A 21,179-nucleotide genomic window follows, 5' to 3' on the forward strand; every position below is an offset into this window, starting at 1 on the left:
GGGCTATGGTCGGCGCCTCCTATTGAAATAGACGAAGGCAGATCATGACCGTTTCCCCCATCGATCCCGTCAAACTCGAAAAACTGGCCGAAGTCGCCGTCAAGGTCGGCCTGCAATTGCAGAAGGATCAGGATCTGGTGATTACCGCACCGCTGGCGGCCCTGCCGCTGGTGCGATTTTTGACCAAACACGCCTATATGGCGGGTGGCGGGCTGGTCACCACCTTCTATTCCGACGAAGAAACCACGCTTGCCCGCTATCGCCACGCCAGCGACGCCAATTTCGACCGGGCTTCCGGCTGGCTCTATGAAGGCATGGCGAAGGCCTACGCCAATGGCGCGGCGCGGCTGGCCATTGCCGGCGACAACCCCATGCTGCTGGCCGAACAGGACCCCGCCAAAGTAGCCCGCGCCAACAAGGCCAACTCCACGGCCTACAAGCCGGCGCTGGAGAAGATTTCCAATTTCGACATCAACTGGAACATCATCTCCTATCCGAATCCCTCCTGGGCAAAGCAGGTCTTCCCCGATCTCGCGGAAGACGAAGCTGTTCGCAAGCTCGCGGACGCCATCTTCGCCGCATCGCGGGTGGATCTGGCCGACCCGGTCGCGGCATGGGCGCAGCACAATGCCAATCTCGCCAAACGTTCGGCATGGCTGAACGGCGAGCGCTTCTCTGCGCTGCATTTCACCGGCCCCGGCACGGATGTGAAGATCGGCCTCGCGGACGGCCATGAATGGCATGGCGGCGCCTCCACCGCCAAGAATGGCGTGACCTGCAACCCGAATATCCCGACGGAAGAAGTCTTCACGACCCCGCATGCGCTGCGTGTCGACGGTTACGTCTCCAGCACCAAGCCGCTCTCGCATCAGGGAACGCTGATCGATGACATCCAGGTGAAGTTCGAAGCCGGCCGCATCGTCGAAGCCAAGGCTTCGAAGGGCGAAGCGGTGCTGAACAAGGTGCTCGACACCGACGAGGGCGCGCGGCGTCTCGGCGAAGTGGCGCTGGTGCCGCATTCCTCGCCGATCTCGGCAAGCGGCATCCTGTTCTACAATACGCTTTTCGATGAAAACGCCTCCTGCCACATCGCGCTTGGCCAATGCTATTCGAAATGCTTCCTCGACGGCGCTTCGCTGTCGCAGGATGAGATCAAGGCGCAGGGCGGCAACTCGAGCCTGATCCACATCGACTGGATGATCGGTTCCGACAAGGTGGATATTGACGGTGTGAAGCCGGACGGCTCCACGCTTCCGGTGATGCGCAAGGGCGAATGGGCCTGACGACACCTATCTCGGTAACTGGCTGCGCTGACTGAGCCAGATGCTGAAAAGCACCGCAACGAAACCGGCGATCTGCGCTGGCGTAAGGCTTTGGCCGAGCGCCAGCCAGCCGAGCAGGGTTGCAACAACCGGGCTTAGAAAACCGAGCGACGCGGCGGCGGAAGGTTCGATGCGGGCAAGCCCGCGAAACCACAGAAAATAGGTCAGGGCGGCACCGATAAGTCCCAGATAGGCCATGCCGAGAATATTGGCCGTTGTCGGCGTCGGCAGGGCCGGTTCCAGGAAATAGGCGACCGGCAGCAACAGAAGGCCGCCCGCCGTCAATTGCCAGGCGGTAAACGTGAGGTTCGATACCGGCGGCCGCCATTTGCGGGTCAGCACCGTTCCAAAAGCCATGGAGACGGCACCGGCAAGACCTGCCGCCACACCGATACCATCCAGCGCAGCACCCGGCGCCAGAACCAGAAGCGCAACGCCGACAATGCCGAGAAAACCGGCCACGATGGCCAGCGGCCGAACGGGTGCCGCGAGAAACAGCCGGGAAAGGCCAATCACGATCAGGGGCTGGACTGCACCCACCGTTGCCGCCACGCCGCCCGGCAGCCGATAGGCCGACACAAAAAGCATCGCCCAGAAGAACGAGAAATTCAGCGCCCCGAGAATGAAGCTGCGCGGCCACCAGATACCGTGCGGCAGCTTTCTTACGAAAAGCAGCAAAAGCACGCCGGCGGGCAATGCGCGCAGCATCGCGACATGAAAGGGATAACCGTGCGGCAAAAATTCGGTCGTCACGAAATAGGTGGTTCCCCAGATGGCCGGGGCAAGGGCGGTCACCAGCACATCGGCGGCATAGGTCGTATTTTTCTTCATTTCAAGAATCTCTATATCAAGATAAATGCAATCTAGCCGATTTTATCTTGACGTCAAGACATCAATTGTTATGCCTTGGTGATGAGCAAAGAACCGCTGGACCACGTGGATCACATTCTGGCGCAATGGCGCAGGGAGCGACCCGATCTCGATGTCGGCCCCATGGGGCTGCTCGGGCGCCTGAACCGTCTCGCCACCCATCTCGGCCGGGAGGTGGAGGCGGTGTTGCTGAAGCACGGGCTCTCCTCTTCCGCTTTCGATGTGCTGGCTACATTGCGGCGCTCCGGCTCACCCTACAGGCTTTCCCCCGGCGATCTTTTGGCCATGACGATGGTGAGTTCCGGCACCATGACCAACCGGATCGACCAGCTCGAGAAAGCCGGATTGGTGGAGCGTATCCATAACCCGAACGACCGGCGCAGCGTCCTGATATCGTTGACGGAACACGGGTTTGCCATTGTCGAGGAAGCGGCAGGCGCTCACGTCGAAAACCAGCACCGCCTGGTCGCCGGTCTCAGCGAAGAAGAGCTTGCGACGCTGAACCGGCTGCTGAAACGGTTTTTGCGGGATTTCGAAAAGTAGGCTTTTCGGCCCGACAAACACACAATGGATTCGTGATGGCGCTTGTTTCGCTCCCAAAAATCCTGTAAGCAATTTTCCATAAACCTGTACTACAGGTTGGAGGAAAAATGTTAACTGCCATTTCGCATGAATCCGGTCTCGTCAGCAGCACGATCGGCGCTATCACCCGCCATATCCGCGAAAACGAACTTGCACCGGGAGCGAAGCTCCCCAGCGAGCTTTCGCTCTCGCAGCAGCTCGGTGTCTCCCGCACCGTCGTTCGTGAGGCCTTCCGGTCCCTCTCGGCCATGCGGCTGATCGATGTCAGCGCCGGCAAGCGCGCCACTGTGGCGACGCTGGATCACGGTGCAATGTCCTTGATGTTCGAACATGGCATTCATACCGAACAGATCAACATCCAGCAGATTTACGACGTGCGCCGCACGATCGAAGTCAGAACCGTAACTCTGGCGGCGCTTAGGCGCACGGATGCGGAAGCGCTCACCATTCTCGACCATGCCAACAATATGGAGCGGGATTTCGGCGACAATGACAAGGTCATGGAACACGACCTTGCTTTTCACATCGCCGTTGCCAGAGCCTCCAAGAACCCGGTTTTCGAACTCATTCTCGGCGCTTTCCAGAACGTGACGCGCCAGACATGGCCGATCGGCTGGAAAAGCCGCACATCCGATGCGCAGCGCCATGCCGCAAGCGAACTTCACATCGCCATCGGACAGGCCATTGCCGCCGGCGATCCACAAACGGCTTCAACACTGATGGCGCGGCATTTCGATGAAAGCGTGCACGCGCTTCTGGCAGCCGGCATCGCCTGATTTTTCAAACACGGTTCCAGACGGAACACGACCTGCCTCTGGAGGAGGAGACACTTCATGAAAATCACAAAACTCGAGACCGTCCGCGTGGCGGAACGGACGAACTTGCTCTGGGTTCTGGTCCATACGGACGAGGGCATTACCGGGCTCGGCGAAACCTTCTTCGGAGCGGAGACGGTGGAGACCTATGTGCATGAATATATCGCGCCGCGCGTAATCGGGCGCGATCCGCTGCAGATCGACCTTCTGGCGCAGGACCTCGTCGGTTATCTCGGCTTCCGTTCATCGGGCGCGGAAGTGCGCGGCAATTCCGCCTTCGATATTGCGCTGTGGGATATTTTCGGCAAGGCCACAAACCAGCCCATCGCCCAGCTGCTCGGCGGTTTCAGCCGCAAGGAAATCCGCACCTACAATACCTGCGCGGGCACCGAATATATCAAGAAGGCCACCGGGCAGCAGACGGCCAATTACGGCCTCTCCAGCGGCAAGGATTACGACGACCTCAACGGCTTCCTGCACCGCGCTGACGAGCTTGCCCATTCGCTGCTGGAAGAGGGTATTACGGCCATGAAGATCTGGCCGTTCGATGCGGCGGCGGAAAAGACGCGCGGGCAATATATTTCGATGCCGGACCTGAAGAGTGCGCTCGAGCCTTTCGAGAAAATTCGCAAGGCGGTGGGCGACAGGATGGATATCATGGTGGAGTTTCACTCCATGTGGCAGCTTCTGCCCGCCATGCAGATCGCCAAGGCGCTCACCCCCTACCAGACCTTCTGGCATGAAGACCCCATCAAGATGGACAGCCTTTCCAGCCTGGCGCGTTATGCCACCGTTTCGCCTGCGCCGATTTCCGCCTCGGAAACGCTCGGCTCCCGCTGGGCCTTCCGCGATCTACTGGAGACAGGTGCTGCCGGTGTGGTGATGCTGGACATCAGCTGGTGCGGCGGGCTTTCGGAGGCGCGCAAGATCGCTTCAATGGCGGAAGCCTGGCATCTGCCGGTCGCCCCGCATGATTGCACCGGGCCGGTGGTGCTCTGCGCCTCCACCCATCTGTCGCTCAACGCGCCGAACGCGCTGGTGCAGGAAAGCGTGCGCGCCTTCTATAAAACCTGGTATCGCGATCTCGTCACCGCATTGCCTGAGGTGAAGAATGGCATGATCACCGTGCCGCCGGGCGCCGGCCTTGGCATGGAACTGCATCCCGATATCGAAAAGACCTTCACCGTCAGCCGCCGTTTTTCGGATGCGGCGTCGATCTGATCAGAACAGGCTGCCCTGATTGCCCGGATCGGAAGAAACCGGTTTCGCCGGCTTCTTTTTTGGCACTATGGGGTTATCAGGGGATGGTGCTCCCTCCCCCGTCGTGATGGCCGAGACGCGGCCATCGGCAAATTCCATCGAGACCACAGCACCTGAAGCGATAGCGGCAGCTCGGGTCAGCGGCCGGTTCTCCTCGTCGCGGATCACGGCATAACCGCGTTTCAGCACATTTTTATAAGACAGCGATTGCAGGATGCGGTCATGGGCGGCAAGGCCCGCACGGTTCTGCGCCATGCGGTGCAATACGGCTGTATCGGCACGACGTGCAGCGGTGACAATGCGTTCTTTCTGCCGTTCCAGCTGGCCGAGCAGCCGGGCGGGAAGCGAACGCAGCGAAGAATCAAAGGCATCGACACGGCCTTTTCCCTGCAGCAGACGGCGCTCCACCAGGGTCTCGGCCCGGTGCATGCGCTCGGTAATCCGTTGCCTGTGCTGTTTGAGACCATTCAGCAAGGTTTCCGGCCTGAGACCCGAGGCGGATCGCTCAAAGGCGCGGCGCTTGTTGAGGGTTGTCAATTCCAGTCCACGCCCGAGACCGCTCGCGGCCTCGTCGAACCTGCGGCGTGGCAGGGCCAGAAGCTGATCGAGAGACGGCAACGCCCGCACCAGCGCCCGCACGCCCTGACGGCGATTGTCCATCTGCCGCGATACAGAGCCTGAAAGACGCGCGGCAAGGCCGGAAAGCTGCGCTTCCAGTTCCGCACGCACCGGCACGGCCATTTCGGCGGCCCCCGTCGGTGTCGGCGCACGCACATCGGCAGCGTAGTCGATCAAGGTCGTATCGGTTTCATGCCCAACGGCGGAAATCAGCGGAATTTCGCTTTCGGCAGCGGCGCGCACGACGATTTCGTCGTTGAAGCTCCAGAGGTCCTCCAGACTGCCGCCGCCACGCGCGACAATCAGCACATCCGGCCGCGCAATCTCACCGCCGGGCTGAAGCGCGTTGAAACCGCGAATGGCGTTCGCCACCTCCTCGCCCGAACCTTCCCCCTGCACCTTGACCGGCCAGACGACCACATGGACAGGAAAGCGATCCGAAATGCGGTGAAGAATATCGCGAATGACAGCGCCTGTCGGCGAGGTGACGACGCCGATGACATGCGGCATGAAGGGCAGCCGGCGCTTGCGGGCCGCATCGAACAGCCCTTCCGCCGCCAGACGCCGGCGGCGGTCTTCGAGAAGCGCCATCAGCGCGCCGGCGCCGGCAGGCTCGAGGCTTTCTATGACAATCTGGTATTTCGACGAGCCGGGAAAAGTTGTGACCTTGCCGGTGGCGATGACTTCCATGCCCTCTTCCGGTCGGAACTTCAGCCGCGAGAAGGTGCCTTTCCAGATCACCGCATCGATACGGGCGCGGTCGTCCTTCAGCGAGAAATAGGCGTGACCTGAAGAATGCGGCCCACGATAGCCGGAAATCTCGCCGCGCACCCGCACCTGCTCGAAAGCCGTCTCCACCGTGCGCTTTATGGACCCCGACAGTTCGGAGACCGAGAACTCGGCAAGATTGCTCAATGCTGCGTGGGAGAAGATATCGCTCATGCCCGTTTGTAACCAAAACCCGTCGATTCGGAAATGCCGGCACCGGCCGGCCTCATTTTAACGGCGATGAAACCATATCCTCAACTAACGAGTTAGGAAAATGGGGATTGGAGGAGGAAACAAGGGTTCGTTAGGGAAAACGGCGTTACGTCTTGCCCCAGGCCCGGCAACCAAAGAGGAGGCGGCATCATGATTTTTCTTACCGCCACAGCGCTCGGCGTAACCGCAGTTGCGCTCCGTTCGGTTTTCAGCATCGTTTTCATCTGCATGATGATTATCGGTGCCTATGGCGTGGCGATTGCACTTTCTTCCACGGCCGTGCCCTTGATGTCGCTGCTTCTGGCGCTCGCCGGTTACAATTTCGGTGTCGTGGGTGTCGTCCTCGGCCTTCTGTTGCTGCAGCGCCCGCGTTCCACCCAGCCAACCCTCTAAAAGCCCACGGTCTTGAGGCTTTCCCGCTTTGCGCTGACCGAGATTTGCGGACTGGCCGCCGACCTTGCCGTTACCTGTCTGCTTATTTTCTATCTCGGCGTCGATCCCCTGGCCGCCCGTTTGCCGGGCGCGGCAACGGGGCTTGCAACAAGCTGGCGGCTGAACCGTGTAAATGGTGAGGCGTCAGCCAGGTTGAACAGCTTTCTGATGAATGCGGTCACACTCACCTCACGTATCGTCAGCGTCGGGCTGTTTGCCCTGCTGCAATGGCGCAACCCGCTGGTGCAGCCGCTCGTCCCACTTGCCTTTTCAGCGCTGGCAGCGCTGGCGCTGGCGCTTTACGGCCATTGGCGGCTTCAAAAGCAACGGCAAGATCAGGACTAAACCGTCTCCCAGCCATCCTTTTCCGCTGCCCGGTAGATAGCGTCGATGAAAAGCTGGTTCTTTCTCGAGCTTTCCAGCGTAACCACGTCGCCCTCGCCCTTCGCCGCACGGGCAAAGGCCTCCGCCTCCAGCTTATATTGGCGGCTATCCTGAAACCGGAATATTTGCGACTGGTTATGGGCCTGATTGGTCAGTTCGATCTCTTCCGCACCCCAGCGATTGGCGTTGAAGGGAGACTTGACCTCAATGTACCCCTCAGTGCCATGGAAAACCATGAGCTGACGGGCGGCAAGCTGTGTTGCCAGATAAAAACTCAGTTCGAAGCCGCCGAAATCGGCCCTGACACTGGAATAGATATCCGTGCCGAACTCCTTATCGCGCTCGACGGTGGCCTGTACGCGCCGGGGCTCCGCGCCGGTAGCGAAGCGGGTAACGATGGTCGGGTAAACGCCGATATCCGGCAAGGCGCCGCCACCCAGTTCGGGAATATTGCGCATATTGCCGGGATCGCGGTTGAAATAGCTGAAAGCGCCCTGAACATGCTTCAGTGTGCCTATCGCGCCGGACGCCAGCAATTCCTTCACCTTCGCCCAGACGGGCGCATAGGTGACCATGAAAGCTTCCGAGACGATAACACGGTTGCGGTCACGCGCGGCGATGAGGGGGTCGATCTCCCCAGCCTTCAATGCAATCGGCTTTTCGCACAGAACATGCTTGCCGGCATCGGCGGCCTTGATGGTCCATTCCACATGCTGCGAGGTCGGAAGCGGAATATAGACGGCGTCGATCACATCCGAGGCCAGCATCTCCTCATAGGAGCCGAAGGCGTGTGGCACGGAAAAACGATCCGCCACCGCGCGGGCCTTGGCGAGGTCACGGCTGGCGATGGCGCTGACCACGCAGTTCTGCGCATCCTGTATCGCCGGAATGACGTGATCCTGAGCGATTTTCGCCGTTGAGATTATTCCAAAACGCAGCATTCCATTCTCCCGCTCTGCCATCCGTCGGAAACTTACCATCGTCACACGGTCTGGCAAGCCGCAGATGCATGACAGAACAAGGCATGGCTGAATTTGTCCTGTCTTTGTCGGAATGCCTGCTTTTCTCCGAACTAGATTAGAAGAATTATGCTATGCATGAACCCAATGGAGAAACATGAAATGTCCTCTTCCCATACAGCACTGCTTGTTATCGACGTTCAGGAATCCTTTCGGCACGCCCCTTACTTCGAAGAAAGCGAGCTTGCCGCCTATCTGGAGAAGCAGCAGGCACTGATCGACGGTGCAAGGGCTGCGGGCATTCCCGTCGTGCAAATCTTCCATGTCGACGGCGACCGGGCCTTTTCAAAAGACAGCGGCTATATCCGGGCGCTGAAGGGTGTGCGGATTGCCCCTGATGTCACCTTTCACAAGAACCGCCATTCGGCTTTTGCCGGCACCGGCCTCGAAATCTGGCTGACGCAGAAGGGCATCAACCGGCTGATCGTCTCCGGCATCCGTACCGAACAATGCTGTGAAACCACCACCCGGCACGCTTCCGATCTTGGTTACAGCGTCGATTACGTTACAGAAGCGACGCTGACTTTCCCGATGACACACGCTTCCGGCACCGTCTTCAGCCCGGACGATATCCGCAAGCGGACCGAGCTGGTGCTGGCCGGCCGCTTCGCGCACATCGTGACCGTCGATGACGCACTTGCCGCCGTGAAAGAGGCCGCCTGATGGATAAAGGCGGCACGCGCACCATTCCCTTTTATACGCTTGTGCCGCCACATGCGCTGTTGCTCGATATTGCCGGTCCGCTCGAAGTGATCCGTTATGCCAACGGGGAACAGCGGGGCATCCATTTCGACTGCCGCTACATTGCCGCGACTGACAAACAACAATCTTCCATCGGCCTTGCGCTTTCGGGGCTGGAGAGCTTGCCTGAGACCCTGCCGGAAAATGCTTTCCTGCTGATCTCCGGCAGCACATCACGCTTCGACAACGATCCGGAGACACGACGAGAGCGACAGGCGCTGACGGCATGGCTGCGCCGCGCGGTGCGCCCCGATACGACAGTCATTTCCATCTGTTCCGGCGCGCTGCTGGCGGGCGAAGCCGGGCTTTTCGACGGGCGCAACTGCACGACCCATGCCGATTGCGTTGAAGGGCTGCGCCGTATCGCGCCGCTGTCCCAGGTGGCCGAAAACCGCCTTTTCGTCGAGGATGGCAACCGCTTCTCAAGTGCCGGTATTTCCACCGGCATCGACCTGATGCTGCATGTGGTTTCCCGGCTGACATCCCCGGCGGTCGCCGCGCGTATTGCCAAAACCATGGTGGTTTATCTCAGGCGCAGCGGCAGCGATCCGCAAATCTCCCCCTGGCTCACCGGCCGCAACCACATCCACCCCGCCATTCACCGGGTTCAGGACCGTGTGATGGCCGAGCCGGCGCAGGAATGGTCACTGGAGCGGCTGGCCGATATTGCGGCGCTCAGCGAAAGGCATCTGTCGCGCCTGTTTCGCGAGCATACCGGCATCAGCGTCATCGACTATGTCAACCTGATGCGGGTCAATCTCGCCCGCGACATTCTCGCCAACAGCCGCCTGGATATGGAAGCCATTGCCGAACGGGCGGGTTTTGCCTCCGCCCGGCATTTACGGCGCGTGTGGCAGCGGCATAATCGTTACCCGCCCAGCCATTATCGCGGTTTTCAGGCCTGATAATCTCAAACCCTGCCGCTGCCTGATGAATGCCATCAAAGGAATTGAATGGTTATGCGGATGAGCAGTTGCTACCTTGCCACCAAGACAGCAACAGGAGCATTCCCCGTGGAAAAACGAAGCCTCGGCCGCACCGGCCTCTCCATCGCCCCGATCGTCTTCGGCGGCAACGTGTTCGGCTGGACAGCGGATGAGAAGACTTCCTTTGCCCTGCTCGACGCCTTTTTCGACGCCGGGTTCAACGCCATCGACACGGCGGATGTCTATTCCGCCTGGGTGGATGGGCATGTGGGCGGTGAGTCCGAGACGATCATCGGCAAATGGCTGAAGCAGTCGGGCGTCAGGCGCGAAGATGCGGTAATCGTCACCAAGGTTGGTTTTGACAATCGCGGCCAGAAGACAGGCCTCAGCGCCAAGTGGATCGCGGAGGCCGTGGAAGCGTCGCTGAAGCGGCTGCAAACCGACTACATCGACCTTTACCTCGCCCACAAGCCGGATGCGGATGTGCCGCTGGAGGAAACGCTCGCCGCTTTCGGCAAGCTGAAGGAGCAGGGAAAAATCCGCGCCATCGGTTGCTCCAATTATTCCGCAAGCCAGCTTCAGGACGCGCTGGACACATCTGCAAAAGCCAATCTTCCCCGTTATGACGTGCTGCAGCCCGAGTATAATCTCTATAACCGCAAGGATTTCGAAGGTCCACTTGCCGAGCTTTGCGAGAAGGAAGAGATCGGCGTCATCAATTATTACAGCCTCGCCGCCGGCTTCCTCACCGGGAAATATCGTGCCAAGGCCGATACGGAAGGCGTCGCCCGCAGCTATCGCGTGGGCGAATATGTCAATACGCGCGGGCTTGCCATTCTGGGTGCCATGGATGCGGTGGCAGTGGAAACCGGCGCGAAGCTCGCGGATATTGCGCTGGCCTGGCTGTTGCGAAAGAAGGCGATAACCGCGCCAATCGCCAGCGCCACCAGCCTGTCCCAGCTTGAAAGCTTCAAACGCGCCGTCAACTTAAAGCTGACGGATGAGATGATGACGCTGCTCGACAAGGCGGGCGCATAACATGGAGCTTAGAATTCGCGACGCGCAGCCGGCTGACCGGGCGGAATGGCTGCGCCTGTGGAACGACTATCTTGCCTTTTATGATGTCGATCTTGCCGATGAGGTGACCGAGCATACCTGGGCGCGCATTCTCGATCCCGCATCCCGCGTCTCCATGCGGGTGGCGCTGCTCGGCGACCGCATGGCCGGTTTCGCCATTCACCACTTCCATGATTCCACCTGGGTAAAGACGCCCGACTGCTATCTGGAGGACCTGTTCGTCGATGGCGAAATCCGCGGCAAGGGAACGGGCCGGGCGCTGATGGACGATCTTGTCGCCATCTGCAAGGATAAGGGCTGGTCACGGCTATACTGGCATACCGGCGAGGACAATCACCGCGCCCAGAAGCTCTATGACAGCTACGTTAAAAGCGACGGCCATATCCGCTATCGCATCAAGTTCTGATCAACTCCTGAAGCGGAAGAAATCCACAAAAGCCCTCAGCGCCGGCCGCATCTGCCGGCGCGAGGGATAATAGATATAGAAGCCATCGAAGGGCGCACACCAGTCCTCAAGCACGCGGGTCAGTCTTCCCTCCCTGATATCGTCCTCGACACGCTGCTCGAAAACGAAGGCAAGCCCTGCCCCGTCGATGGCAGCCCTGCGAATGAGGCTCTGGTCCGACAGGATCAGCGGTCCCTGCACATCGACCACCAGCGGCTTGCCATTCTTCTCCAGTTCCCAGCGATAGATAAGGCCGCTGGCGAAACGCCGGCGAATGCAGCGATGCCGAATAAGATCCCGTGGATTCTGCGGTGGTGAGTTTTCTACGAAATAGGCGGGCGCGCCAACAATCGCGCCGCGCCATGCGCCGCTGGCTTTCACCGCAATCATATCCGCATCGAGATGCTCCCCGAGCCGCAGACCGGCATCGAAACCTTTCGCGACAATATCCTCGAAGCGATCGTCGGTTGAGATTTCGAGTGAAATATCGGGATAGAGCCGCAGGAACTCGCCCAGTCGGGGCACGATGAGGTCCTCAGCGGCAAGTCGCGGCAGGGTGATGCGCAGGGGGCCGGCCGGTCTTCCGCCCTGCTCGGCGAGCGTCTCGATGACCGCATCGATATCGGCAAGCGCCGGGCCAAGCGTCTCGAGAAGCCGCTTGCCTTCCTCTGTTGGTGAAACGCTGCGGGTGGTACGATGAAGCAGGCGCAGCCCAAGGCTTGCCTCCAGCGACGACACCGCATGGCTGACGGCGGAAGGGGCAATGGCAAGTTCGGCGGCGGCCTTGCGAAAGCTGCGGCCTTCGGCAACGGCGGCGAGAACAGCCAGCTGGGAGAGTTGCACACGGTTCATTGTTCTAAATGATAGAACAACCCAAGCGGATTTGCAGCGATTATTTTTACCGCCCTGAGACGCTATTTTCTCATCACGCCCTTAACGATGGGCGGTTCCTTATGGAAGGACGTACAGATGAAAAAAAGAACCCTTGGAAACAACCTTTCCGTTTCGGCGCTCGGCCTCGGCTGCATGGGCATGACACATGCCTATAGCCCGACCGGCGATGAGAGCAGCGCAATTGCCACGCTGCACCGCGCCGTCGAACTCGGCGTCACCTTTTTCGATACGGCAGAGGTTTACGGGCCTTACAATAACGAAATCCTTGTCGGCAAGGGTTTGAAGCCCTATCGCGACAGGGTGGTCATTGCCACCAAGTTCGGCTTCAAAATCGACACCAGTAAACCCGCTGGCCAGATGATGGTGGGCACCGACAGCCGCCCGGAAAATGTGCGCGCCGTCGCCGAAGCCTCTCTCAAACGCCTTGGCGTCGATGAGATCGACCTGTTCTACCAGCATCGCGTCGATCCGAATGTTCCGATCGAAGACACGGTAGGCGCCATGGCCGAGCTGGTCCGGCAGGGCAAGGTGAAGCATCTCGGCCTTTCGGAAGCGAGTGCCGAAACGCTTCGCAAAGCGCACGCCGTTCATCCGATTGCGGCCATACAGAGCGAATATTCGCTGTGGACCCGCGACGTGGAGGAAAACGGCGTGCTGGAGACCTGCCGTGAGCTTGGCATTGGTTTCGTCCCCTTCAGCCCGCTCGGGCGCGGTGCCTTGACGGGCGCGCTGAAGTCGCTCGACGGCCTTGCATCCGACGACTTCCGCCGCGGCCTGCCGCGCTTCCAGAGCGAAAACTTCGACGCCAATCTGGCGCTCATCAAGCTTCTGGAGGACATGGCGACTGAGAAGGGTGTGACCGCCGGACAACTGGCGCTGGCCTGGGTGCTGGCACAGGGCGACTTCATCGTTCCTATTCCCGGCACGACAAAAATCGCCAATCTGGAAAAGAATGTTGCCGCAGCGGAGGTGTCGCTGACGGCAGAAGAAGCCGCCAGCCTCGGCGCGCTGCTTTCGCCCGCAAAAGTCGCCGGCGCGCGTTACCCAGAACAGATGTCACGGATGGCCAACCGATAAAAACAAAAAAGCCGCGGCAATTGCCGCGGCTTTTTTCATTCCGTCATCCGTTTTCAGGCGCGCAGAACACCGCCCGTCGATTTCTCCACATTGCCGACGATCTTGGCCGTCAGCGCCTCGAAATCCTCGTCCGTCAGCGTCTTGTCGACCGGCTGGATCTGAACTTCGATGGCGACCGACTTGCGGTTTTCACCGAGCGATGCGCCCTCGAAAATATCGAAGACATTGACACCGGTGATCAGCTTGCGGTCGGCGCTGGTTGCAGCCTTGATGATGGCCCCCGCCTCGACCGACTTGTCGACCACGAAGGCGAAATCGCGCTTGACTGCCTGGAAGGGCGAAAGCTCGAGCGCAGGCTTGGTGCGGGTTGCCTTCTTCTTCGGCTCCTGCATGGCGTCGAGATAAATCTCGAACCCGCAATAGGCGCCGGAGACGTCCAGTTCGGACAGCGTCTTTGGATGGAACTCGCCGAAATAACCGAGCACGACCTTCGGACCCATCTTGATGGTACCGGAGCGGCCGGGGTGATACCAGCCGGGGCCGCCGGCTTCGATCTGCACATTGGCCATGGGCAGGCCGCAGGCTTCCAGCACCGCCAGCGCATCGGCCTTGGCGTCATAGACATCGACCGGCTTGCCGCCGCCCTTCAAAGCATTTGACCACATGCGACCGCTGCCTGCGAGCGAGGCCGTGCCACGGCGAACACCGCCGGCAACGCGGCGCTGCGCATCAGGCGTATCGCCCTCATAGGTGCCGGAGACCTCGAAGATTGCGACATCACTATGCCCTTTATCGGCATTGCGCTGTGCGGCGGTCAAAAGGCCGGGCAGCAGCGAGGGCCGCATGTCCGACATATCGGCTGCGATGGGGTTTGCGAGTTTCAGCGCGGGTGAACCACCACCGAACAGCTTTGCCTGCGCTGCCGGGATGAAGGACCAGGTGACGGCCTCGAGCATGCCGCGGCTTGCCAGCGCACGGCGCGCGGTACGCGTACGGATCTGCAGCGTGGTCAGGATACGGCCATTGACGGCGCCGAAGCTTTCCAGCGGCTCCGGCTTGATGTTGTCGACGCCATGGATGCGCATGACCTCTTCCACCAGATCGGCCTTGCCATCGACATCCGGACGCCAGGACGGCACGGTGACGGACACACGCTCGCCCGTTCCCTCAACGCCGAAACCGAGACCCTTGAGAATGGCGAGACTCTCTTCCGCCGAGACTTCCAGACCTGTCAGACGCTTCACTTCCGCCAGCGGGAAATCCACGACCTTCGGCTGATGCCCCTTGTAACCGACGACCCGGGCTTCGCCGGCGACGCCGCCGCACAGTTCGAGGACCAATTCCGTGGTGCGTTCCAGACCCGGAACCATATATTCAGGATCGACGCCACGTTCGAAACGATAACGTGCATCGGTAATGATGCCGAGCGAACGGCCGGTCTTGGCGATGTTGATCGGATCCCAGAGTGCGGACTCAATCAGCACGTCGACGGTGTTTTCATCGCAGCCGGAATGTTCGCCACCCATGACGCCGCCGATGGACTCGAGGCCTTTCTCGTCGGCGATGACGACATTGTTCGGGCCGAGCTTATATTCACGCTGGTCGAGCGCAAGGATCGTCTCGCCCTCTTTTGCGCGGCGAACCGTCAGATCGCCCTTGACCTTGGCGGCGTCGAAGACGTGCATCGGCCGGCCCTGATCGAAGGTCATGTAGTTAGTGATGTCGACAAGCGCATTGATGGGACGCAGGCCGATTGCCAGCAGGCGCTGCTGCATCCATCTCGGGCTGGGGCCGTTCTTGACGCCGCGCACGATGCGCAGCGAAAAGCCGGGGCAGAGCGCCGCATCGTCCAGCTCAAGCTTCACGTCGACCGGGGTTGCGCCTTCCACCTTGAAGGACGGCGCGGGTCTCGTTTTCAGCTTACCGAGACCGGAAGCGGCGAGATCGCGGGCAATACCGTAAATCGAGGTGCAGTCCGGCCGGTTCGGGGTCAGGTTGATTTCGATGACCGGATCGTCGAGCCCGGCATAGGCGGCGAAGGAGGTACCAACAGGCGCATCTTCCGGCAGGTCGATGATGCCGTCGTGATCGTCGGAAATGTTCAGCTCCTTTTCGGAGCACATCATGCCGTGGCTTTCCACCCCGCGTATCTTGCCGACGGCAAGGGTGACGTCGATGCCCGGAACATACATGCCCGGACGCGCGAGCGCACCGACGAGGCCGGCGCGTGCATTCGGCGCGCCGCAGACGATCTGCACCGGCTTGCCGTCGCCGGCGTCGACGGAGAGAACCTTCAGACGGTCAGCTTCCGGGTGCTTCTCGGCGGAGAGCACCTTGGCGATGACGAAAGGCTTGTAGGCCGCCTTGTCGTCAACGTCCTCGACTTCGAGGCCAATCGCCGTCAGCCGCTCGCAAATCTCGTCCAGCGTCGCATCGGTATCGAGATGCTCTTTCAGCCAGGAAAGAGTGAATTTCATGTCTTTGCTCCTTGGCTAACCGGATTAAACGCTCAAACCGCCGAACAGCGTCGGCATGTCGAGCGGGCGGAAGCCGTAGTGGTTCATCCAGCGGACATCGGCGTTGAAGAAATCGCGCAGGTCAGGCATGCCGTATTTCAGCATGGCGATGCGGTCGAGGCCCATGCCCCAGGCAAAGCCCTGATATTCATCCGGGTCCAGCCCGCCGGCGCGCAGCACGTTCGGGTGCACCATGCCGCAGCCGAGGATCTCCATCCAGTCATTGCCTTCGCCGAACTTGACGATGGGGCCGGAACGGTCGCACTGGATGTCCACCTCGAAGCTCGGCTCCGTGAAGGGGAAGAAGGACGGGCGGAAGCGCATGACCACGCTGTCGACCTCGAAGAAGGTCTTGCAAAATTCTTCGAGAATCCAGCGCAGATTGCCGACATGCGCCTTCTTGTCGATGACAAGGCCTTCGACCTGATGGAACATCGGCGAATGGGTGGCGTCGGAATCCTGGCGATAGGTCTTGCCGGGAATGACGATGCGGATCGGCGGCTTCTGGCTTTCCATGGTGCGGATCTGCACCGGCGAGGTGTGGGTGCGCAGCACCTTGCGCTCGCCGTTTTCATCCGGCTGGAAGAAGAAGGTGTCGTGCATTTCGCGGGCCGGATGGCCTTCGGGGAAATTCAGCGCCGTGAAGTTGTAATAATCGGTCTCGATATCGGGACCTTCGGCGATCGAGAAACCCATATCCGCGAAGATCGCGGTGATTTCATCGACGATCTGGCTGATCGGATGAATGCGGCCGCGCTCGGCCGGAGACTGGCGAACCGGCAGGCTGACATCCACCGTTTCGGCCTTCAGGCGCGCAGCAATGGCGGCGTCCTTCAGCGCATTCTTGCGCTCGCCGATGAGGTCGGTGATTTCGGTCTTGAGCTGGTTGATGGCGGCGCCGCGGGTCTGGCGCTCTTCCGGCGTCATGCTGCCAAGCGTCTTCAGAAGCTCCGAAACCGAGCCCTTCTTGCCAAGCGCGGAAACACGCACGGCTTCAATGGCCGGCTCATCGGCAGCGGTGGCGATCTCCGACATCAATTGCGATTTCAAGGTATCAAGTTCAGTCATCTTTTCCTGCCTTGCCGGTCTTTTTAACAGCGGCTTCGGGGTTCACAGCATTCATCAGATAGTCGGTCGCCATGATAAAGCGTCGCAGATCACTACCCATCCGCACGCGCCCGATCAACCGGGCAACCGGTAAAAAACGCCCCAGAATGCCGGTCAGACGGCACAATTCTTCCAGCGCCCGGGGCGGGGCGTTTTCGCGCCAGCGGGCGAAGGCGGCATCGCAGGTTTTCCGCGCATCGCAGGCGCGTGTCGCGACCTGTAAAAACAGCAGCCATATATCCCGGGCCTGCGCCGTCTCGAGCGGCATGACTTCCTGCGGGCGCTCCTCGAAATCCATGAAACCGACGCGGCCATGTTCGAGAAAAAAGTCGCGCACATGCGGGCGCCCATGGCAAAGGCCTGCCGCATGCAATTCGCCAAGTGCCTCGGCAGATTTTACCAGCAGGGCATCATGTTCCGCCGGCGCAGTTGCCTTTATCGCGTCCATTCGCTCGATGATGGTGGGACCAACGTCGCCCAGCACAACTGCGGTCCGGGAAGAATAAATCACGGGCGGGACCGGAAAACCACTGGCCTTGAAGGCCTGCAACGTGTCGAGTTCGCGACGCATCAGGCCGGCACCGTCGAGCGGCGGCGAAGGGCGCATGAAGGTGTAGGGAAGCAGCTTTGCGAGAAAGGTCTGCAGCTTTATCCACCAGGACGGCGTTTCCGTGCCCTGGCGCTTGATCCATACTGTCAGTTGCGACAGCTCAACCTTCTGGACCCGCCGCTCACTTTTTAACAAAGCGTGCATGAGAGTGGCAATATCTGCATCATCAAGATGTACTCGAAACCCTTCGGCTGTTTCAGCCTGATTTTCATTAACCAGCATTCTCGTCCACCAGAAGATTTTTCAGGGCAGACGCGCTGGATACTCTATTTTTCCTAAATTTCTAAATTAAAAACTACGATACATTCTCGACTAGGCGGGTGCACCAGCCAAACGCAAAACCCGCGCCGGAGAACCGGCGCGGGTTTCAAATGAACAACAGATTGTCCGCGCCGTAATTACTTTACAGCGGTTTCAAACTCGTTGGCCGTACCAGCATCCTTGAGGTACTCAAGAGCCTTCTTCGCTGCTTCGACGAGCGCGCCGAATGCTGCCGGCTCATGGATAGCCATGTCGGACAGAACCTTGCGGTCAACTTCGATGCCAGCCTTGTTCAGGCCGTCGATGAAGCGGCCGTAGGTCAGGCCGAATTCGCGAACAGCAGCGTTGATACGCTGGATCCACAGAGCGCGGAAGTTGCGCTTGTTGACCTTGCGGTCGCGGTAAGCGTACTGCTTGGAACGATCCACGGCAGCCTTTGCTGCGCGGATGGTGTTCTTGCGGCGGCCGTAGAAGCCCTTGGCTGCCTTGAGTGTCTTGGTGTGCTTGGCGCGGGAAGTTACGCCACGTTTTACGCGTGCCATGTCATGATCTCCTTAAAGTGTCCAAATGTGCGGAAAAGTCTCAGAGACCGTTCGGCAGGTAGTTCTTGACGACCTTCTTGCCGTCAGCGTCGGCGAGAACCATGGTTCCGCGCGCGTCGCGAATGAACTTGTTGGTACGCTTGATCATGCCGTGGCGCTTGCCGGCGGCGGCTGCAACAACCTTGCCGGTTGCGGTGATCTTGAACCGCTTCTTTGCAGCGGACTTCGTCTTCATCTTGGGCATTTTGCTACTCCGTTTTTGTATCGAAACAGGCAGACGAGGCCTATTTCAAGCTATTCAGGAACGGCCTCGGCATGCCCTGCCGGACCGTTCGGACGCGCGCTTATAACCGCAGTCGGCTAAAAGCGCAACGGGGAATAAGAATTTCCCCTTGCGGTGGGATACGCGCCGGTGATGTGAACGCGTAAAAAGATTATTTCGGGGCGAGAACCATCATCATCTGACGGCCTTCCAGCTTCGGCTCGGCCTCCACCTTGGCAATCGCCTGGGTGTCTTCCTTCACCTGGAGGAGAAGCTTCATGCCGAGTTCCTGGTGGGCCATTTCGCGGCCGCGGAACTTCAGCGTTACCTTCACCTTGTCGCCATCGTCAAAGAAACGGCCCATCGCCTTCATCTTCACGTCATAGTCATGCGTGTCGATGTTCGGGCGCATCTTGATTTCTTTAACTTCGACAATCTTCTGTTTCTTGCGCGCTTCAGCGGCCTTTTTCTGGGTCGAGTACTTCAGCTTGCCGAGATCGAGGATCTTGCATACCGGCGGTTCCGCGTTCGGCGAAATCTCAACGAGATCGAGACCGGCCTCCTCCGCCAGTTTCAAAGCCTGATCCGTCGGCATGCTACCGAGGTTCTGGCCCTCTTCATCAATAAGCTGAACTCTGGGAACCCGAATTTCCCGGTTGGAGCGCGGCCCCTCCTTGACGGGGGCATCGGCTTTGAAAGGTCTGCGAATGGTCGTATTCTCCTGATCTGTTTCTGGATCACGTCAGCAAAAAACAGCTTGTTTGGTACAAGCGGCGGAAATGTCGTTATTGCCGTGGCGAAGTCAATAGCATATCTGCCCGAAAAGATCACCTGTTGTCACGGTTTTTGCAAATACGCCGCCGTTGTTGCACCAAAATCAGGAGAATTGCATATACATGACCGAACAAGCCGCTGAATTCCTGCGTGTAGGCTCCGACAACGACACGCGCGACATCGCTTTCCTTCATCGCCCGGCGGCTTCGGGCGAGAAAATGCCGATGCTGGTATGGCTCGGCGGCTATCGTTCCGACATGACCGGAACCAAGGCGGTTGAACTCGATCGCTTCGCCGCTGAAAACGGTCTTGCCTGCCTGCGGCTCGACTATTCCGGCCATGGCGCTTCCGGCGGCGACTTCAGGAAGGGCACGATTTCCCGCTGGCTGGAAGAGGCGCTTGCCGTGGTGCGCGCAAAGGCGCCGTCGCGCGTCGTTCTCATCGGTTCCTCCATGGGCGGATGGATTGCGCTACGCATGGTCGAGGAGCTGCGCAAGACGGGTAGCGCGCCATCCGTCGCCGGTCTCGTCCTCATTGCGCCAGCGCCGGATTTCACGCAGGAGCTGATAGAGCCCAGCCTTTCGGATGCGGAAAAGACCTCTCTGGCGGAAAAGGGATATTTCGAGGAACATTCGGAATATAGCCCCGAGCCCAACATCTTCACCCGCGCGCTGATGGAGGACGGGAAGCAGAACCGTGTGCTGCAGGGTATCATCACCACCGGCTGCCCCGTTCACATCCTGCAGGGCATGCGCGACCCGGATGTTCCCTATCAGCATGCACTGAAGCTTATCGAACATCTTCCGTCCGACGACGTCGTGCTGACGTTGATCCGCGACGGCGACCATCGGCTTTCCCGGCCGCAGGATATCGAGCGGATGCTCGCCGCGGTCAAAGCCCTTGCAATATAGGCATTTGCGCAACGCTCTTAACCATATTCGACGAGTCTTGCGCGCCGCCGATTGCTAGCGATTGACTCAAGCCCCCTATCCCTCTTAACTTTTCGTTAAGAATTAAGGGACGGGTTTCATGATGAACGCACCGCTGGCGCGTGCGCTGCTGTTTGCAGTTGCCGCCGGGCTAATGACTGCTGCCTCCGCCACGGCGGAAACCAAGGGAAGCCCTTCCATGGTGACGGGGGGGATTACCTCCCAGCCTATCGGCCATTATGAGTTCTGTCAGAAATATGCCGACGAGTGCAATATTCGCAGCAAGGCGACGCCGCCGCCGCGCGTCACGGATTATGGCTGGGATGTCATTCGCGAGGTCAATACGTCCGTCAACACCACCATCGTGGCGATGACCGACCAGGAAATCTACGGCAAGGACGAAGTCTGGGAATATCCGACGACCGCCGGCGACTGCGAAGATTTCGTGCTGCTGAAGCGAAAGAAGCTGGTCGAGCGCGGTTTTTCCGTGGATGATCTTCTGATCACCGTCGTGCGTAAGCCGGATGGCGAGGGCCATGCCGTGCTGACCCTTCGCACCACCGACGGCGACTATATTCTCGACAATCTCACCGACGACGTGAAGCTATGGACCGACACCAACTACACCTATCTGAAGCGGCAGGCGTCCTTCAATACGGGCCGTTGGGTCTCAATCGAAGACGGTCGCGACGTGCTGGTCGGCGCATTGCGCTAACGCCTGGTTCCACGTTTGAT

Annotated in this window: 23 protein-coding genes; 13 read left to right on the top strand and 10 right to left on the bottom strand. The window is 59.7% G+C overall.

Annotation, left to right across the window (positions count from 1 at the left end):
- Positions 1 to 44 precede the first annotated feature (44 nt).
- Positions 45 to 1,283 (top strand): aminopeptidase, encoded by a 1,239-nt coding sequence (locus ACQZ5G_RS08775; protein ID WP_448737180.1) that lies wholly within the window; start codon positions 45 to 47, stop codon positions 1,281 to 1,283.
- A gap of 6 nt (positions 1,284 to 1,289) precedes the next feature.
- On the opposite strand, the gene pecM is transcribed toward ACQZ5G_RS08775, so the two are convergent.
- Positions 1,290 to 2,153: a 4-hydroxybenzaldehyde efflux transporter PecM gene (pecM, locus tag ACQZ5G_RS08780; protein WP_448737179.1), complete on the bottom strand. Its 864-nt coding sequence runs from the start codon at positions 2,151 to 2,153 to the stop codon at positions 1,290 to 1,292.
- Between the two features lie 81 nt (positions 2,154 to 2,234).
- Between pecM and ACQZ5G_RS08785 the strand changes: the two genes are divergently transcribed.
- The 3 genes from ACQZ5G_RS08785 to ACQZ5G_RS08795 all read left to right on the top strand — a co-directional run bounded on the left by ACQZ5G_RS08785 (position 2,235) and on the right by ACQZ5G_RS08795 (position 4,810).
- Positions 2,235 to 2,735, top strand: a complete 501-nt coding sequence (locus tag ACQZ5G_RS08785) for a MarR family winged helix-turn-helix transcriptional regulator (protein WP_448737178.1) — start codon at positions 2,235 to 2,237, stop codon at positions 2,733 to 2,735.
- A 107-nt stretch (positions 2,736 to 2,842) separates the two neighbouring features.
- Entirely contained in the window at positions 2,843 to 3,550 is a 708-nt protein-coding gene (locus ACQZ5G_RS08790) for a FadR/GntR family transcriptional regulator (protein WP_003520144.1), read from the top strand.
- 57 nt (positions 3,551 to 3,607) lie between these two features.
- Positions 3,608 to 4,810 (top strand): mandelate racemase/muconate lactonizing enzyme family protein, encoded by a 1,203-nt coding sequence (locus ACQZ5G_RS08795; protein WP_448737177.1) that lies wholly within the window; start codon positions 3,608 to 3,610, stop codon positions 4,808 to 4,810.
- Here the strand turns inward: ACQZ5G_RS08795 and xseA are convergent, their stop codons facing one another.
- On the bottom strand, positions 4,811 to 6,409 hold the full coding sequence (gene xseA / locus ACQZ5G_RS08800) for an exodeoxyribonuclease VII large subunit (protein ID WP_448737176.1): 1,599 nt from the start codon (positions 6,407 to 6,409) through the stop codon (positions 4,811 to 4,813).
- Between the two features lie 189 nt (positions 6,410 to 6,598).
- Between xseA and ACQZ5G_RS08805 the strand changes: the two genes are divergently transcribed.
- Both ACQZ5G_RS08805 and ACQZ5G_RS08810 read left to right on the top strand, forming a co-directional pair.
- Positions 6,599 to 6,841, top strand: a complete 243-nt coding sequence (locus ACQZ5G_RS08805) for a hypothetical protein (RefSeq protein ID WP_003524539.1) — start codon at positions 6,599 to 6,601, stop codon at positions 6,839 to 6,841.
- A 12-nt stretch (positions 6,842 to 6,853) separates the two neighbouring features.
- Positions 6,854 to 7,225: a hypothetical protein gene (locus tag ACQZ5G_RS08810; protein WP_448737175.1), complete on the top strand. Its 372-nt coding sequence runs from the start codon at positions 6,854 to 6,856 to the stop codon at positions 7,223 to 7,225.
- Here ACQZ5G_RS08810 and ACQZ5G_RS08815 read toward each other — a convergent pair.
- Complete coding sequence (locus ACQZ5G_RS08815; RefSeq protein WP_003524537.1) at positions 7,222 to 8,205, bottom strand: Gfo/Idh/MocA family protein; 984 nt, start codon at positions 8,203 to 8,205, stop codon at positions 7,222 to 7,224. The genes ACQZ5G_RS08810 and ACQZ5G_RS08815 overlap by 4 nt on opposite strands.
- A gap of 180 nt (positions 8,206 to 8,385) precedes the next feature.
- On the opposite strand from ACQZ5G_RS08815, the gene ACQZ5G_RS08820 reads away from it, so the two are divergent.
- The 4 genes from ACQZ5G_RS08820 to ACQZ5G_RS08835 all read left to right on the top strand — a co-directional run bounded on the left by ACQZ5G_RS08820 (position 8,386) and on the right by ACQZ5G_RS08835 (position 11,433).
- Entirely contained in the window at positions 8,386 to 8,946 is a 561-nt protein-coding gene (locus tag ACQZ5G_RS08820; protein WP_448737174.1) for a cysteine hydrolase family protein, read from the top strand.
- Positions 8,946 to 9,929: a GlxA family transcriptional regulator gene (locus ACQZ5G_RS08825; protein ID WP_448737173.1), complete on the top strand. Its 984-nt coding sequence runs from the start codon at positions 8,946 to 8,948 to the stop codon at positions 9,927 to 9,929. The genes ACQZ5G_RS08820 and ACQZ5G_RS08825 overlap by 1 nt, the downstream gene beginning before the upstream one ends.
- Before the next feature lie 108 nt (positions 9,930 to 10,037).
- Positions 10,038 to 10,988, top strand: a complete 951-nt coding sequence (locus ACQZ5G_RS08830) for an aldo/keto reductase (RefSeq protein ID WP_448737172.1) — start codon at positions 10,038 to 10,040, stop codon at positions 10,986 to 10,988.
- 1 nt (position 10,989) lies between these two features.
- Positions 10,990 to 11,433, top strand: a complete 444-nt coding sequence (locus ACQZ5G_RS08835) for a GNAT family N-acetyltransferase (RefSeq protein WP_003524518.1) — start codon at positions 10,990 to 10,992, stop codon at positions 11,431 to 11,433.
- Here the strand turns inward: ACQZ5G_RS08835 and ACQZ5G_RS08840 are convergent, their stop codons facing one another.
- On the bottom strand, positions 11,434 to 12,324 hold the full coding sequence (locus ACQZ5G_RS08840; RefSeq protein ID WP_448737171.1) for a LysR family transcriptional regulator: 891 nt from the start codon (positions 12,322 to 12,324) through the stop codon (positions 11,434 to 11,436).
- A gap of 117 nt (positions 12,325 to 12,441) precedes the next feature.
- Between ACQZ5G_RS08840 and ACQZ5G_RS08845 the strand changes: the two genes are divergently transcribed.
- Positions 12,442 to 13,443, top strand: coding sequence for an aldo/keto reductase (locus ACQZ5G_RS08845; protein ID WP_003524515.1), 1,002 nt, complete (start codon positions 12,442 to 12,444; stop codon positions 13,441 to 13,443).
- A 53-nt stretch (positions 13,444 to 13,496) separates the two neighbouring features.
- Here the strand turns inward: ACQZ5G_RS08845 and pheT are convergent, their stop codons facing one another.
- The 6 genes from pheT to infC all read right to left on the bottom strand — a co-directional run bounded on the left by pheT (position 13,497) and on the right by infC (position 19,450).
- Positions 13,497 to 15,920 (bottom strand): phenylalanine--tRNA ligase subunit beta, encoded by a 2,424-nt coding sequence (gene pheT, locus ACQZ5G_RS08850; protein WP_448737170.1) that lies wholly within the window; start codon positions 15,918 to 15,920, stop codon positions 13,497 to 13,499.
- A gap of 24 nt (positions 15,921 to 15,944) precedes the next feature.
- On the bottom strand, positions 15,945 to 17,027 hold the full coding sequence (gene pheS, locus ACQZ5G_RS08855; RefSeq protein ID WP_448737169.1) for a phenylalanine--tRNA ligase subunit alpha: 1,083 nt from the start codon (positions 17,025 to 17,027) through the stop codon (positions 15,945 to 15,947).
- Complete coding sequence (locus tag ACQZ5G_RS08860) at positions 17,020 to 17,898, bottom strand: phosphotransferase (protein ID WP_448737168.1); 879 nt, start codon at positions 17,896 to 17,898, stop codon at positions 17,020 to 17,022. The genes pheS and ACQZ5G_RS08860 overlap by 8 nt, the downstream gene beginning before the upstream one ends.
- 176 nt (positions 17,899 to 18,074) lie before the next feature.
- Entirely contained in the window at positions 18,075 to 18,479 is a 405-nt protein-coding gene (gene rplT / locus ACQZ5G_RS08865) for a 50S ribosomal protein L20 (RefSeq protein WP_003493358.1), read from the bottom strand.
- A 40-nt stretch (positions 18,480 to 18,519) separates the two neighbouring features.
- Positions 18,520 to 18,723, bottom strand: a complete 204-nt coding sequence (rpmI, locus tag ACQZ5G_RS08870; RefSeq protein WP_035264590.1) for a 50S ribosomal protein L35 — start codon at positions 18,721 to 18,723, stop codon at positions 18,520 to 18,522.
- 190 nt (positions 18,724 to 18,913) lie between these two features.
- Complete coding sequence (gene infC, locus ACQZ5G_RS08875; protein ID WP_078051391.1) at positions 18,914 to 19,450, bottom strand: translation initiation factor IF-3; 537 nt, start codon at positions 19,448 to 19,450, stop codon at positions 18,914 to 18,916.
- Between the two features lie 187 nt (positions 19,451 to 19,637).
- Here infC and ACQZ5G_RS08880 point away from each other — a divergent pair, with 187 nt between their 5' ends.
- Entirely contained in the window at positions 19,638 to 20,426 is a 789-nt protein-coding gene (locus ACQZ5G_RS08880) for an alpha/beta hydrolase (RefSeq protein WP_448737167.1), read from the top strand.
- Positions 20,427 to 20,544: 118 nt separating this feature from the next.
- Positions 20,545 to 21,159: a transglutaminase-like cysteine peptidase gene (locus ACQZ5G_RS08885; RefSeq protein WP_448737166.1), complete on the top strand. Its 615-nt coding sequence runs from the start codon at positions 20,545 to 20,547 to the stop codon at positions 21,157 to 21,159.
- Positions 21,160 to 21,179 lie beyond the last annotated feature (20 nt).

The organism is Agrobacterium sp. 22-214-1 (genome assembly GCF_053522465.1).